Annotated in this window: 14 protein-coding genes and 1 rRNA gene; 7 read left to right on the forward strand and 8 right to left on the reverse strand. The window is 53.4% G+C overall.

Annotated features, from left to right (window positions below; genetic code table 11):
• Positions 1-49: 49 nt before the first annotated feature.
• Positions 50-1,536 (reverse strand): 16S ribosomal RNA (locus A7C91_RS02625).
• A gap of 356 nt (positions 1,537-1,892) precedes the next feature.
• Between A7C91_RS02625 and A7C91_RS11050 the strand changes: the two genes are divergently transcribed.
• Positions 1,893-2,141: a hypothetical protein gene (locus tag A7C91_RS11050; protein ID WP_199920090.1), complete on the forward strand. Its 249-nt coding sequence runs from the start codon at positions 1,893-1,895 to the stop codon at positions 2,139-2,141.
• Between the two features lie 84 nt (positions 2,142-2,225).
• Here A7C91_RS11050 and A7C91_RS02630 read toward each other — a convergent pair whose 3' ends face one another.
• From A7C91_RS02630 to A7C91_RS02640, 3 genes are all read right to left on the reverse strand, one after another.
• On the reverse strand, positions 2,226-3,065 hold the full coding sequence (locus tag A7C91_RS02630; protein ID WP_068664659.1) for a ribose-phosphate diphosphokinase: 840 nt from the start codon (positions 3,063-3,065) through the stop codon (positions 2,226-2,228).
• A 67-nt stretch (positions 3,066-3,132) separates the two neighbouring features.
• Entirely contained in the window at positions 3,133-3,837 is a 705-nt protein-coding gene (locus A7C91_RS02635; RefSeq protein WP_068664661.1) for a DUF1614 domain-containing protein, read from the reverse strand.
• Entirely contained in the window at positions 3,830-4,210 is a 381-nt protein-coding gene (locus A7C91_RS02640; RefSeq protein ID WP_234394437.1) for an ASCH domain-containing protein, read from the reverse strand. The genes A7C91_RS02635 and A7C91_RS02640 overlap by 8 nt, the downstream gene beginning before the upstream one ends.
• A gap of 123 nt (positions 4,211-4,333) precedes the next feature.
• Here A7C91_RS02640 and A7C91_RS02645 point away from each other — a divergent pair, with 123 nt between their 5' ends.
• Together A7C91_RS02645 and radB are read left to right on the forward strand one after the other, a co-directional pair.
• Complete coding sequence (locus tag A7C91_RS02645; RefSeq protein ID WP_068664663.1) at positions 4,334-4,969, forward strand: MBL fold metallo-hydrolase; 636 nt, start codon at positions 4,334-4,336, stop codon at positions 4,967-4,969.
• A gap of 11 nt (positions 4,970-4,980) precedes the next feature.
• Positions 4,981-5,685: a DNA repair and recombination protein RadB gene (gene radB / locus A7C91_RS02650; RefSeq protein ID WP_068664665.1), complete on the forward strand. Its 705-nt coding sequence runs from the start codon at positions 4,981-4,983 to the stop codon at positions 5,683-5,685.
• Positions 5,686-5,769: 84 nt separating this feature from the next.
• Here the strand turns inward: radB and A7C91_RS02655 are convergent, their stop codons facing one another.
• On the reverse strand, positions 5,770-7,185 hold the full coding sequence (locus tag A7C91_RS02655) for an Rne/Rng family ribonuclease (RefSeq protein WP_068664667.1): 1,416 nt from the start codon (positions 7,183-7,185) through the stop codon (positions 5,770-5,772).
• Positions 7,151-7,897 carry a hypothetical protein gene (locus A7C91_RS02660; RefSeq protein ID WP_068664669.1) on the reverse strand — a complete coding sequence of 249 codons (747 nt, stop codon included), beginning with the start codon at positions 7,895-7,897 and terminating at the stop codon, positions 7,151-7,153. Before A7C91_RS02660 ends, A7C91_RS02655 begins: the two co-directional genes overlap by 35 nt.
• 133 nt (positions 7,898-8,030) lie before the next feature.
• Here A7C91_RS02660 and moaA point away from each other — a divergent pair, with 133 nt between their 5' ends.
• Genes moaA through taw22 form a run of 3 tightly spaced genes read left to right on the forward strand, consistent with a single transcriptional unit; the run spans position 8,031 to position 10,907 of the window.
• Positions 8,031-8,954, forward strand: a complete 924-nt coding sequence (gene moaA, locus A7C91_RS02665; protein ID WP_199920126.1) for a GTP 3',8-cyclase MoaA — start codon at positions 8,031-8,033, stop codon at positions 8,952-8,954.
• Positions 8,955-8,992: 38 nt separating this feature from the next.
• The gene (locus tag A7C91_RS02670) at positions 8,993-9,931 is read left to right on the forward strand and encodes a DUF835 domain-containing protein (protein WP_068664673.1); all 939 of its coding nucleotides are present in this window, start codon (positions 8,993-8,995) and stop codon (positions 9,929-9,931) included.
• A complete protein-coding gene (gene taw22 / locus A7C91_RS02675) occupies positions 9,888-10,907 on the forward strand; it encodes a tRNA (guanine(37)-N1)/4-demethylwyosine(37)-methyltransferase Taw22 (protein ID WP_068664675.1) in 1,020 nt (339 codons plus the stop codon). Before A7C91_RS02670 ends, taw22 begins: the two co-directional genes overlap by 44 nt.
• A 5-nt stretch (positions 10,908-10,912) precedes the next feature.
• On the opposite strand, the gene A7C91_RS02680 is transcribed toward taw22, so the two are convergent.
• Entirely contained in the window at positions 10,913-12,409 is a 1,497-nt protein-coding gene (locus A7C91_RS02680) for a replication factor C large subunit (protein ID WP_068664677.1), read from the reverse strand.
• Positions 12,410-12,415: 6 nt separating this feature from the next.
• A complete protein-coding gene (locus tag A7C91_RS02685) occupies positions 12,416-13,591 on the reverse strand; it encodes a replication factor C small subunit (protein WP_324609504.1) in 1,176 nt (391 codons plus the stop codon).
• On the opposite strand from A7C91_RS02685, the gene A7C91_RS02690 reads away from it, so the two are divergent.
• Positions 13,590-14,777, forward strand: coding sequence for a glycine C-acetyltransferase (locus A7C91_RS02690; protein ID WP_068664681.1), 1,188 nt, complete (start codon positions 13,590-13,592; stop codon positions 14,775-14,777). The genes A7C91_RS02685 and A7C91_RS02690 overlap by 2 nt on opposite strands.
• Positions 14,778-14,797 lie beyond the last annotated feature (20 nt).

Genomic DNA, 14,797 nt, shown 5'->3' on the forward strand with positions numbered 1-14,797 from the left:
GATGGCAGGCCCGACATCCCTTAAACCCCCCGGACGGATTTCCAGCGATAGGAGGTGATCGAGCCGTAGGTTCCCCTACGGCTACCTTGTTACGACTTCTCCCCCCTCACGGAGCCCAGGCTCGACCCGACCTCCCCGAAGGGAGATCAGGCCTCACCCAGACCCCGCTCGGGTGGAGTGACGGGCGGTGTGTGCAAGGAGCAGGGACGTATTCGCCGCGTGATGATGACACGCGGGTACTAGGGATTCCAGCTTCACGCGGGCGAGTTGCAGCCCGCGATCCGAACTGGGGGCGGGTTTAGGGGATTTCCTTCCCCTTTCGGGGTCGGCTCCCATTGTCCCGCCCATTGTAGCGCGCGTGTAGCCCGGGGGTTTCGGGGCATACTGACCTACCGTCGCCCGCTCCTTCCTCCGGCTTATCGCCGGCGGTCCCCCCAGAGTGCCTCCTCCCCAGCGGGGAGGACTGGCAACTGGGGGCGCGGGTCTCGCTCGTTACCACACTTAAGTGGACGCCTCACGGTACGAGCTGACGGCGGCCATGCACCTCCTCTCGGCGTGTCCGGCAAGACCTTCAGCCTGGCCTTCATCCTGCCGTCGCCCCCGGTGAGGTTCCCGGCGTTGAATCCAATTAAACCGCACGCTCCACCCCTTGTAGTGCTCCCCCGCCAATTCCTTTAAGTTTCAGCCTTGCGGCCGTACTCCCCAGGCGGCGGGCTTAACGGCTTCCCTTCGGCACCGGGCGAGCTCGAAGCTCGCCCGACACCTAGCCCGCATCCTTTACAGCCAGGACTACCCGGGTATCTAATCCGGTTCGCTCCCCTGGCCTTCGTCCCTCACCGTCGGACCCGTTCCAGCCGGGCGCCTTCGCCACTGGCGGTCCCCCTGGGATTATAGGATTTCACCCCTACCCCAGGGGTACCCCCGGCCTCTCCCGGTCCCAAGGCCCGCAGTATCCCCAGCAAGCCCCACGGTTGAGCCGTGGGATTTCGCCAGGGACTTACGGGCCCGGCTACGGACGCTTTAGGCCCAATAATAGCGGCCACCACTCGGGCCGCCGGTATTACCGCGGCGGCTGCCACCGGCCTTGCCCAGCCCTTATTCCCGGAGCTCTTTACACTCCGGAAAAGCCGTGGCGATGCCACGGCACTGGGGGTCCCCCCGTCGCGGTTTCCCGCATTGCGGAGGTTTCGCGCCTGCTGCGCCCCGTAGGGCCTGGACCCGTGTCTCAGTGTCCATCTCCGGGCTCCCACTCTCATGGCCCGTACCGATCTTCGGCTTGGTGGGCCGTTACCCCACCAACTACCTAATCGGCCGCCGGCCCATCCTCGGGCGAGCCGAAGCCCCTTTCGGCCTGAGGACCTTCCAGTACCTCAGGCCTATGGGGGATTAGCCCCAGTTTCCCGGGGTTATCCCCCTCCCGAGGGTAGGTTACCGACGTGTTACTGAGCCGTCCGCCGGTGCGCGCAAGGCGCCCCATGACTCGCATGGCTTAGTCGGACCCCCATAGCAGTGGCCTCCGGCAGGATCAACCGGAATTAAGCAAGGAGTACGGCCGGTGGGACTTCCCATGGCGGGAAGTACCAAATTCCGTCCGGGGTTTAGTCGGGATGTCGGGCCTGCCTTACCCCCGAGGGGTCCGCCTTTCGGCGTTTCCTCGGGAGCGCACCTCTTGTGACCCAGGCTGGAGGGCGGGGTTCATCTTGGGTGCTTTGCACCCTTTCCCCCCGACGCCGCCGTCTGGCGCCTGGGTGTTCCGCGCCCTGTTTGGGCGCTCCACCCAATAGGGGCGAACTCCAACAGTGAAAAATTTTTGCAAAACCTTTGAGGGGGCAGATTTTTGAAAAAGAAGATGTTAAAAAGCGTTTCAAAAATTCAAAAATTTTAACATAAAAATGATAAACCATTGGGAAGCTCCCATCCACTCCCTCAACTCCCAGAGTTATGTGGTGAAGCATCATGGCGTGAGAGAGAAGCCAGCACGTATGGCATCCATCATACTCATCCTGATGGCCGAGTTGGTAATCCTGCTGTTGCTTACCTACGGAAGCCTCGGCCACTGGATACTGGACTTTCTGGCACTCGTCCCACTGCCCCTCAAAAAATATCCTCCTGACAAACTGAACGACGTGCGTTTACGTTGAGGAGTATCTCACAGGCTACCGTTGCATACTGAAGGTTTTCGAGAGAAAATGCAAAGAGAGATTTGAAAGGGTCGTGAAGAAGAGTTAAAGCGCCAGTATATCAGGCACGATGCTTATCCTCGAAACCGGCGTCGGTATGGTGTTCGTAACCGCGAGCTCGTCAACGGCTCTGCTGACGCGCTCAATAGCGCCCTCGGCAAAGACACCGTGGGTTGCCGCAACGAATATCTTTTCGGCCCCCCTCGCTCTGAGCAGGTTGGCTGCCTTAACCATCGTCCCGCCCGTGCTGATGATGTCATCAACTATGAGGACGTTCTTCCCGACCACGTCTATATCCACGGGCCACATCTTCACTTCCCTCGGCGAAACGCGCTTCTTCTCAAAGTGGCTGTACTCAAGGCCGAGCTTTTCCGCCACAGCTCTGGCCCTCGCGCGCGCGCCCTTATCGGGGGCAAGGACTACACCATCGCCGAGCTTATCCTTGAAGTACTCAGCTATTGCTCTCGCTGGAGAAAGGTTAACAGCCTTCCCAGGGAAGAACCTCAAGGTTTCGGGGTTGTGTAGGTCGAAGACGTAGAGCTCGTCGTAGTAGAGACCTATCTCCCTCATTATTGCCCTAACACTTATCGGCTCGCCCTCCTTGGTGACCCTATCCTGCCTTGAGTATGCCAAGTAAGGAACAACGGCCCTAAGCTTGGTGAACCCCCTCTCGCGGAGGGCATCACCGATGAGAAGGAGCTCGATGAGATTCTCGTCTTGGGGCTTAAAAGTGGACTGCACCACCAAAGCCTCATCGCCAGAGCCGAGGACTCTGACGTATTTTTCCCCATCTGGGAACTTCTTTATCTCAACCTCAACGAGTTCCCCGCCGAGAGCTCTAACCTCTTCCTCAAGGTGCCCCGCACCGCTTCCAACGACGATCATATCAATCACCTCGTAACCGTGAAATCTTGCCGTTTCCATGTTTAATCTCTGCTTTATAAACCCACCGTCATGCTAAAAGAACGGCAATTATTCCTGCCAGGAAGATGCCGTCGAAGGTTCCAGCACCGCCGATACTCACCATCGGTGCGCCGAGGTTCTTGATTTTATTCCAGTTCATCAAATCAGCGCCGATTAAAACTCCCATCGTTCCACTCGCGTAGGCCACCAGTGGGGGATTGCCGTCTCCCAAGAAAAGTGCCAGAATAACTGCCATTAGTGGTGGGAACAACATCGGCATCGCTATTCCAAGACCCTTAACCGGTTTTGCAACGGCGTTGCTGAACAGCGAGGCGATTGCTATGGCGACTAACGTGTTGAAGAGTAGCCCGAACTGGCCGAGGTAAATAGTCCTTAGCAGCCCGTATATGACGACGCTTAGAGGAACCAAGGCGCCGCCGACGTTTACCGCTATTATAACCTTTCGCTCCTCCCAATCGAAGTACGGAACTGGGTAGGGTATCCCAAAGAACCTGACCTCCCTCACCCTCAAGACGGGCTCGTGGGAGATCTTTTCAGCTATGGGGATGTTGATGAAGCTGCCAAAAAGGGCAAAGAGAAAGAGAGCATAGGCCACCTGCGGCGGGATTCCCAGCCTCTCAAAGGCGGCCGTAACGATGCTCGAGAAGAACACGAAGAGAATCACAAAGAGGAGGAACATCACGATAAGTACGGGAATCGAGACAGGCGGAACTATAAGGCGGCGGCTATTCATCTTCATCCACCCTCACGTTGGCCCAGACCTGGGCCCCTTTGGCAATGTATACCTTAATGGGCTTCTCAAACTTCTCTGCATTGCGGAGAACCCACGCGTAGAGGGCTTTTCCGTTTGAGTAATCCACTAGGAAATCCAAATCAACGAGATGCTTGTCCCTGTGCTCAGCGAGCTCTTCGGGTGTGAAAGGCCCGAGAACCTCGACGAGTTCAGCCTTTCCCAAAGCCCTTCCTCTGTTGAGAATGAGAATCTCACCCCTCACCTTGGTTCGAGACTTCCGTATCTCCCATGTCTTCTTCCCTTCAACGATTAAGCTCGCGAAGGGCTCCTTTACTATGAGACCTTTCTTGAGGTCCGGCTCCCCCATAGGCATCCAAAGGAATAGCGAAGCGGCAGTTTATAAAACCAACGTCAACCCTTGAAATTCCCAAAGAAAAGTGAACAATGAAAAACTTTAAGTTTACCTCACCGAACCCACTCTCTGGAGGTATTACCGATGAGGATCATCTGGTACGGACACGCGTGCTTTTGGGTCGAGACCAACGGCGTGAGACTGCTCATCGACCCCTACCCTGAGGTTGACGATGACCGAATTGGTGAGGTTGACTACATCCTCATAACCCACGAGCACAGTGACCACTACGGAAAGGTCGAGCTGCTCTCAAGGCTCCGCAATGCGACGGTCATAGGGCCAAAGCCAGTCTACCTTATGGCTATCAGCGATGGCGTAACCAGGGTAAAGGAGATTGAAGAGGGTCAAACCCTCGAACTTGACAACGGGGTTAAAGTTACGGCGATCTACATGGAGCACCCCTCGAGCCAGTACCCGCTTGGATACCTGATAGAGGGCGACAAGACGGTATTCCACACCGGAGATACCTATTCAGCTCCGGCCCTTCAGAGGCTCCGAGGAAATATCGATGTGCTGATGGTGCCCATAAGCGGCCGTTCAACGGCAAATGAGCGAGAGGCCACACAAATCATCGAGGACATCAGGCCAAAGATAGTTATTCCAATGCACTACGGGGTTTACGGCGGGGGCAGCGTCGAGAAGCTCCAGGACGAGCTGAGAAAGAGGCGTGTTTGGGCTGTGGTAAAACCCCTCCAGTTCTACGAGGAGCTCTCACTTTAGCGGTGACCCTGATGCTGACCACGGGGGTCAAATCACTCGACGAGCTATTAGGAGGCGGCATAGCCTCCGAGGTTCTAACACAGGTTTATGGTAGCTTTGCAACTGGCAAAACTACGCTGGCGCTCCAGGTCGGACTTCTGAGTGGAGGGAAGGTCGCATACATTGATACAGAGGGAAGTTTTTTTCCAGAGCGGCTCGCTCAAATGGCCTCAGCGTGGGGTCTTGATCCCGGCGAGACTCTTCATAGATTCATCCTCTTCACACCGAGTGACTTCAAGGAGCAGAGACGAACGATAGGCAGCCTAAAGAGGATTATTGACAAAACGTTTTCCCTCATCGTCGTTGATTCTATAACCGCCCACTACCGCGTCGAGGAGCAGAGGAAAAACCTGACAGCTGAATTAGGGAAGCAGTTACAGGTTCTCCTCTGGCTCGCGAGGAAGAACAGAATTCCAGTCATCGTCATAAACCAGGTGCACTTCGACTCCCGCGCCGAGAGGCTCAAGCCGGTGGCCGAGCACACCCTCGGTTACCGCTGCAAGGACATACTGAGGTTGGACAAGCTGAACACGCCGGGGCTAAGGGTTGCAATCCTTGAGAGGCACCGTTTTAAGCCAGAGGGCGGAATAGTCTACTTCAGGATAACGGAGAAGGGCATAGAGGACGCGCTTGAAACTGGGGAAGTCAAGAAAGAGGGCAACCTCACTCCATTCTGACTTCATGAATCCTTACCATCGCCATTTCTGGGAATTATTACTTGCACTGCGGTTTATAATAAGAGAGACATAAAAAGACCACGCTCAGACCTTCTCAAAGACCTCCTGCGTTATCCTCAGAACGGCCCGATAGAGCTTCTCCGTGATAATGCCCTCCTCGTAGTGCTCCGTGAGCTTCTCCTTGTCTATTATTTCCTTCTTGCCGTCGGGCCACTTGACGATGTCCACCTCGAGGTCCACGTAGCGCGCCCTGTCCGGGTAAATCTCAACTGGAGTGTTGATGTTGTAGTACTCGCCCTTCAGGTTGCCGTTCCTGTCGTAGTACCTGTGGACGAACCACCACTTTCCGGCCTCTATCTCAGTGATCACGTAGTCGCCGAACTCTATCGGCAGGTCTAGGCCGTCGTAGACCTTACCCGGCTTTAGATGGCGCTTCATGGTCACCTTCAAGGGGTTCATTGAGACCTCCATTATCTCGCCAGGTCCGATTCTTATCCTCTGGCCGTCGGGTTTGTAGTGTTCAAGGCTGAAGAGCCAGCCCTTCCTTGGACCCTTGTTGGCTATCAGCGCCTCCCAGAGGCCCTGCTTCACCTTCTCCCTCTGGGACGGGACTTTGCTCAGAATACCCTCAGCTATCTCGACGGCGAAGCTCAGCTCGGGATCGTAGGCCTTGAGCTGGTGGTGGCCCTCGACCGTCGGAACGATCTTGTTCCTTATCTCGTCCAGCTTTTTCTTGGCTCCTCCACCGAACTCGACCTCGTAGATGTTCCTTCCCTCGATTATAACGGACGGAGCTGTGTATGAATCGGCCTTCTTGAGCCTGTCCGCGAGCTTTGAGAGCCTTATTATCTCGTCCCTGAGGGTGTTCCAGTCTTTGTAGGCAGCGGCCGTCCTCCAGAGGATACCCCACTCACCGAGGCCTATGCTCAGCCCGAGAATCCTCAGCCTCTCCCTCTCACCCTGGTCGCGTATTTTCCTTGAAATCTTGACGTGCCTCTGCGCCCCTATCGGCTTTGGAATCAGCACGGCGTAGTCGCCGGGGATGGTCAGTGTAACGCTCAAGTGCGGCAGGAGGTTGTGCTTCTTCACTTGAACGAGAACCTCATCGCCCTCCATAACGTTCGGAAGTTCCTCTGCAACGACGGTTCCGATAGCACTCCCTATGTCGATATAGACGTAGCGCTCATCCCGTTTAACCACCATGCCCTTGTAGATACCGTAGATCTGATAGGGAAGCCTTCTAAAGAAAACGTCTATTAGTTCCTCCTCCAGAACTTTCCTAACTTCCTCAACCTTTGTTCCGACGAGAATAACACCATGGTGATCCTTCTTGTCGTATATGTCAACATCAAACTCGTCGTAGGTTCTGTCGAGGTTGAAGCGCTCGACGATCTTCTGGCTCGACTGGACGATACCAAAGCCCCTGTCAAGGAGCACTTTGGTCAAGGCTGTGCTGTAGATGCCCCTAACCCGAACTGAAACTCCTGTGTCTGTAGACACTTTCACCACCCCTCATCTTCTTTTCCACTATCCCAATGAGTGTGAGTCCCTCGAGTATCTCTCCAGCGTTCACGACGCCGCTGAGCTTCTCAACGTTTCTCGCCTCAACCCAGAGCAGGCCCCTCAAATGCCAGTCCTTCAGGGCCTCTTCAACCTTATGAACGTCACCAGGATGATAGTAAAGCCGAAATATGAAGCGCCTCATGACTCCGAGCTCAACCTCAAGCTCCTCAATTTTCCTAAGCTTGTCCATTATACTCATAGGCACCTTTTTCTCTTTTTCGCCTTCGGTTAGAAGGGTCAGTCCCTCAACCTCGGTAGCAAGTTCCTGGAGCGCTTTGCTCACCGCGTAGTCATAAATCCTATGAAAGTGAACCAGCCTGTCCAGAACAGTGTTCAATCTAAGCCTGGCGTCATAATCGGTTGTTTTCGCCAGTAGCGACAGAACCTCCTCGAGGCGAAACTTCATCTGGTGCTCGTTCCTGTGAATCTCCTTTGCCAGCTCTTCGGCATTTCCACCAATGTATGCAAGCTCACGGTAGAGTGCCGAGGCTATCTCCCGCTTCTCTCTGGACAGTGCGTAGAGCCCCTTGATTCTCTCGAGAAGAGCCACATAATCCTTCTCCTCATAGATGGAAGGAAACTGACGCTCAAATTCGGCGTGAAGGGCTTCAAGACGGGACAGCTTACTCCCAAGTTCCTCAACGTTCATGCGGAAAACCCCCTAAGGATTATCTTCCCATTTCACCTACTTGTAGTTTTCGATGAGAGTTTATTAAACGAAAGTACTTACCCAAAATCTTTTTTTAAGCCAGATGGTTAATTATCCCGGGTGCTTAAAGATGGTGCTCTTCGACCGTTTCGGCAGGCCAGTGACTAACCTCAGGATTTCCCTCACGAAGGACTGCAACTTCCGGTGCTTCTTCTGCCATAGAGAGGGCCAGCACTTCAACGCGAGGTTAGAGCTCACTCCAGCTGAAATCGAGAGATTGGTTAGAATAGCCTCCCACCTGGGGATAAAGAAGGTGAAACTCACCGGAGGCGAACCAACAGTTAGGGACGACATCCTGGAAATAGTACGGCGCATAAAGCCCTACGTGGCCGACCTCTCCATGACAACCAACGGGAGCCGGCTTAAGGAGCTCTCGAAGCCCTTAGCGGAGGCAGGACTGGACAGGGTCAATGTCTCCCTTCACAGTCTAAGGCCAGAGGTTTACAAGCGCATAACAGGCGTTGATATGCTTGACACGGTTCTCGAGGGTATAGACGAGGCTGTAAAGTACCTAAGCCCGGTTAAGCTTAACATGACAGTGATGAAAGGCCTCAACGACGGCGAGATATGGGATATGATAGAGTTCGCCGCCAAAACAGGGGTAATACTCCAACTGATAGAGCTGGAAGCTCCAAAGGAGATGACCCAGACGAACTTTTTCAGGAAGTATTTCTTCCCACTAAAACCAGTGGAGCAAAAGCTGGAGGAGATGGCCATTGAGACAAAGGAACGGCAGATGCACAGAAGGAAGAAATATTTCATACCAACAGACCATGGCATCGCAGAGGTGGAAGTAGTTCGCTCGATGCATAACACAATGTTCTGCGCCAACTGCACGAGGCTTAGAGTAACTTCCAACGGAAAGTTCAAGACGTGTTTACTTAGGAAGAACGACCTTATCGACTTCGCTACCGCCCTCAGAAACGGGGCCAGCGACGAGGAGCTCATTGAGATTTTCAAGAAAGCAATAAGATTGAGGGAACCATACTGGAAATAGTTTAATACTACTTCATCCCAAACTATAATGGTGACCCGATGGAAGTCAATCCCCTGCCCCTCACAGTGGGGCTTTTGCTCCTGCTTGTAACCGCCTATGGGATACTCAGAGCTAGGCGTTACTATGGCCTCGCAGACAGTCCCACTAGACGATTTATTACCGGGCTTGAAGTGGCATTGGTGCTCTTTGGGTTTGCCGGTGGGACCACGATGATCCTGATGGCTTTTCTCGGGGAAGGGCTATTTCTGCTGGTTGAACTTGTACTCATCACAGGATTTTTGTTCTTGGTAGCTTTGTCCATTAGATACCTAGAGGAAGAAACCCAGGGTATATATGGCAAAAAACTCACTGGAGAGACAGGAATAAAGAAGTCAGACGTTTTTCTCGTTGAAACAACTGAAGAAGCCAAACTTCTCCTGAAGGCCCTTGAGCGTGAGAACGTGCCAATCTTTGTCATCAGCAGACGACCAAAGGACGACTGGACGCACAAATTCGGGATAAATCCCGAAAAATTCCTATGGCTCAGCGGAGTACCTCATAAGCATGCCGTTAACCCAAGCAGTTTGCACATCCTCAGAGAGGAATCCGTGAAATTCATGAGGAATCACGACAGGAGTGCAATTTACATAGATGGCATAGAATACCTAATGTTCTACGTGGAGTTCAATGCCATAGCAAAGTTTCTCTTCACACTTAGGGACTACGCACTCGTTAACGGTGCTTACATGATAGTCCTCGCCTCACCCTCAATCCTGGACAAAAAACAGTTCACCATCCTTGCCAAGGAATTCAAAAAGCCCGATATAGAGGAAGTTGAGGAAATACTATCCAGTAAGGCGTTCTTTGGGAGCATAACCCGAGAGGACATGGACAAGTTAATTGGAAAAACAAAGGTTAAAAGCAGAAAAAGTGAGGAACAAACGGGAGAGGGGAATGCCAGCGATAGCGATTCCAAAGAGGGAAGCAGATCCGGTTAAACGTAAGCTTAAACGGCTCGGTCTCTATGATGGAAAAAGACGTCCCAAAAGGGAAGGAGAGCTCGTTCTTCTACCGGTTTTGAATCCGGAAGAAGTGAGGAAGCTCGGCTACGAGGTTCTCGCTGTTGACCTTCCACTTAGGCCTGAGAGGCAGATTTACAAGAACCTGGAGAGCGTTTTAGCAGAGCGCCTGACTCCAGAGGAGCTCGCCCACTTGAGGCGCTACGACGTTGTGGGTGACATAGCCGTAACCCAAATCCCTCCCGAGCTGGAGCACCGTGTTGACGACATCGTCTGGGGCCTGAGAAAAGTCCATCCCTTCCTGAAGGTTATAGCCCGGAAGGGCTTCCACGAGGGGGCCTTTAGAATTCGCGACTACTCAATAATCTGGGGCGAGCACCGCTTAGCCACGGTTCACAAGGAGAACAGAGTAATGCTGAGGGTAGATTTAAGCAAGGCCTTCTTCAACCCGCGGATGAAGGGAGAGAGATACAGACTGGCTCAGCTCGTCGAGGACGGCGAGAGGATTCTGATACCCTTCGCCGGTGTCCTTCCCTACGCATTGGTTATAGCTAGCTATAAGGCGGTGAAGATAACGGCCATCGAGCTGAATAAAGAGGCCTACAAGCTCGGCATTGAGAACCTCGAACTCAACAGGAAAAATCTCAAGGGAGAGATAGAGTTCATCCACGGCGATGCCTTTGAAATACTTCCAAAACTGACAACGTTCAACCGCGTTATAAGCCCAACGCCGAGGGGAGTGGATGCCCTAGCTCTAACCCTGAGCAGGGCCGAGAGATGGCTCCACTACTACGACTTTGTCCACGAGGACGAAATCAGCGCCTTCAAGGAAAGAATCCTAAGGGAATGCGAGAAACTGGGAAAAGAATGCGAGGTAAGGATAAAGAAGGTCAGCGACTTCAAGCCCCACGTCTTCAAGGTCTGTGCAGATGTAAAAATCTTGGAGAAAGAATGAAAAGTTCACTTCTTCAGGAAGTCGAACAGAGTCGCCTGTTTGCCCTTCTTTTTGGGCTTGTCTATCTTGTCAGATTTCTTCTCCTTCCTGAGGGGCTCTATCTCCTCCTCGGCCTTCTCAAGCTCCTCCTCGCTGAGCTCCTCAGCTTCTTCGGCCTCCTCTGGCTCCTCCGTTACCTCCCCTTTGGCTTCCTCCATGATTTCCACGGCAGCTTTGACGTGTTCCTCCAGCTCGCTCCGCGCCTCCTTCAGCTTCTTGTGGATGTTGAGGCTCTTGTCCCATATTGTCCTGGCCAGTTCCTTGTCTCCGGTCAGGAACTCAACCTCCTTCTTGCTCAGCTCGAGGAAAACAGTAAAGTGCGCAGCCATCTCTGGGTTGCTCTGGAATATCGACTTGATGATCTCGAGCGTCTCCAGGGCCTCCATCCTGGCCATGTGCATCTCTTTCATGATTTTTTTCACTATAGAGTCCCTGAGCGAGCGTTCTTCCTTGCTCTCCGTGAGAAGCTTTATCGTCTTTGGGGGATAAATTCTGACGAAGCCCTTCTTCTTGACTCCAGCAACGGCGACTCCAGCCGTCATCATATCAGTGGCGTACTTCCAGAGCGAGTAGTTGCCCGTTCTCTGAGCCCTGCCAAGGTATATATCAGCTCTGCTGAGCGCTTTATAGGCCCTCGCGATATCTTCGGGCTTGTAGTAGACGTAGGGCAAGTTCTCGTCTATCCACTGGAGGAGTTCGTGGGGGTACATATCAACGCCCAGAACGGCCAGCTTGGCGCGTTTAGCGTTGTCCGTTGCGAACAGCTGGGCTAAAGCCTGGAAGACGCTCTTCTCCACGTCGCGATAAGCTAAGACCTCCTCGGCATCCTCGATTCCACCAGAGACAACCGTCTGGAGGTCATTTATTGCCGCCCTCAAGTCGCCGTTGGCGTGTTTGGCTATTTCCTGGAGGATTTCCTTCGGAACGGTTATACCCTCTGCCTTTAGAATCCTTATGAGGGCCTTCATTATGTCCCTCTGGGTCAGGCGCTTGTATTCAACGATTTGAGCCTTGTTCCTTATCCCCCTCGGGACCTCCCAGTAGTGGTTGGCCGACATGACTATAGGGTTCCTGGCTTTATCGATGAGCTTGGCTATCTCCCTGGCCCCGCTCGGCTCTATGTTGTCGGCCTCGTCGAGGAATATCAGCTTCCTTCTCTTTCCGAGGATGTCCCTCGTGTAGGCTGCCTGGACGTAGCGCTCTATCTTCTCGTAGGTCCTCTCATCGCTCGCGTTGAGCTCGATGACCTCAAAGCCGTACTCTCTGGCCAAGGCGTAGATAGTGGTGGTCTTGCCCGTCCCCGGAGGCCCAGCGAGGATGAGAGCCTTCTTCTTCGGTGCATTACCGTGCAGCCAGTCCTCTATCCAAGCCCTTACCTGCTCCAAAGCCTTATCCTGGTTCACTATCTCGCTCAGCCTTCTCGGACGGTACTTCTCAACCCAGGGAACGTCGAAAGACGGCATTGGGCATCACTTATCCATCAGGGTGAACTGAGCGAGCAGAGCCTCGAGCTGTATCATCTCGTTCGCACCTTCGACGAGCCGGAAGTTGTACTCGCCTATCTTGTCCGCCAAAGCGACCTTCTTGTCCTCTGGGATCGTCAGGTTGAAAACCTCCCTGTGCATCTGAATTAAAACGTCCTCACCGCTGAGGCCCTGCTTGAGGAGTATCTCCCTCAGCTTTCCCCTGGCCTTGAGGAAGTTGCCCTCCAGAGCCAGGTTCATCATCTCACGTACGTCCTCCGGTCTCGCCCTGCTCGCAACGAGGAAGACGTTCTCGTCGGTTATCTTTCTGTCTAAAGCTGCTGCCGCCTGAAGGACGTTTATTGCCCTCCGGAGGTCACCTTCAGCGACATAAAGGAGCGCCTGAAGGCCGTCCTCAGTGAGCTCAAGCCCCTCGTTCTCGGCTATGTACTTGATGCGTTTTGCTATGTCATCGTCGTTGAGCGGCCTGAAGCGGAAGATGGCACATCTCGACTGTATTGGCTCGATTATTTTGCTGCTGTAATTACAGCTGAGTATAAACCTCACGTTGGTTGAGAACATCTCCATTGTTCTCCTAAGCGCCTGCTGGGCGTCCTGGGTTAAAGCGTCCGCCTCGTCGAGGAAGATTATCTTAAAGCTTGCACCGCCTATTGGCTTAGTTCTCGCGAACTCCTTCACCTTCTCGCGGATGACGTTGATGCCCCTTTCATCCGACGCGTTGAGTTCGAGGAAGTTATGCTTCCAGTGCTCCCCGAAGAGTTCTCTAGCAAGACATAGTGCTGCGGTTGTTTTTCCAACGCCGGGAGGACCAGCGAAGAGCAGATGCGGCATTGAACCGGTTCTAACGTAGTGCTTTAAGCGCTTGACTATATGCCCCTGACCAACTATATCATCGAGCTTAACGGGCCTGTATTTCTCAACCCACGGCTTTTCGAGGATTTTAACTTCCTGAACTTCCTCTCGCATGGTTACCACCTTACCTAAAGGTTTAATGGGCAACGAGGGTATTAAGCCTTTTGCCATAATTGCTTGAGCGTGCCAAGCACGAGGCTGATTTACCCCTCTGCTAGAGAAGTCAACTTCCCGCTGGGACCAATGTACTGAACTGATTAGTGCAAAGCTTTTATACCTCAATGTCCAACTTCTAGCGGTGGTTCTCATGGGGAAGCTCGACTGGATTAGGGAAGAACTTCAGGAGCTTAAGGACAAGGGGCTGTACGTGACCATAAGGAAGCTCGAAAGCGCCCAGGGGCCCTGGGTTGTCATTGATGGAAAGAAAGTTTTGAACATGTGCTCCAACAACTACCTCGGCCTTGCTGCACATCCCAAGATTAAGGAGGCCGCTATAAGGGCCATTCTCGACTACGGTGTTGGTGCCGGAGCGGTTAGGACCATAGCCGGAACTATGGAGCTCCACGTGGAGCTCGAAGAGAAACTGGCTAAGTTCAAGAAGAGAGAGGCTGCTATACTCTTCCAGAGCGGTTATAACGCCAACCTGGGAGCTATAAGTGCGCTCCTCAAGAAGGGCGAGGATGGAGTATTCATTAGCGAGGAACTCAACCACGCGAGCATAATCGACGGAATGCGCCTCAGCGGCGCTCCAAAGGTCATTTACAAACACCTCGACATGGAAGACCTCAAAAAGAGGCTGGAGGAGAACAAGGACAAGAAGAAGAAAATCATCGTCAGCGACGGTGTCTTCTCGATGGACGGAGACCTTGCCCCGCTCCCTGAGATGGCAGAATTAGCTGAGCAGTATGATGCGATACTCTACATCGACGACGCCCACGGTGAGGGTGTCCTCGGAGACAGCGGAAGGGGTATAGTGGATCACTTCAAGCTCCACGACAGGGTTGACTTCGAGATGGGTACTCTCAGTAAAGCATTCGGTGTCATAGGTGGCTACGTTGCCGGTCCGGAGGAGGCCATCGAGTACTTAAAACAGAGGGGAAGACCGTTCCTCTTCTCGAGCGCTCCGAACCCGCCTGACGTTGCCGCGGCAATAGCGGCCGTTGAGATACTCCAGAAGAGCGACGAACTTGTCAGACAGCTCTGGGACAACACCCACTTCCTCCAGAAGGGCCTGAGAGACCTCGGCTACGACCTCGGCAACACCAAGCACCCGATTACCCCGGTCATGCTCTACGACGAGAAGCTGGCGCAGGAGTTTTCAAAGAGGCTCTACGAGGAGTACAACATCTTCGCGCAGGCCATAGTTTATCCGACTGTTCCGCTTGGAACTGCCAGAATAAGGCTCGAGCCGTCAGCGGCCCACAGCAAGGAGGACCTGCAGTACGTCATCGATGCCTTCGAGGACCTCGGAAAGAAAACCGGATTTTTGAAGTGATTTTTCCTCTCTTCTTTTCT

The organism is Thermococcus piezophilus (assembly GCF_001647085.1).
Classification (GTDB): Archaea; Methanobacteriota_B; Thermococci; order Thermococcales; family Thermococcaceae; genus Thermococcus; species Thermococcus piezophilus.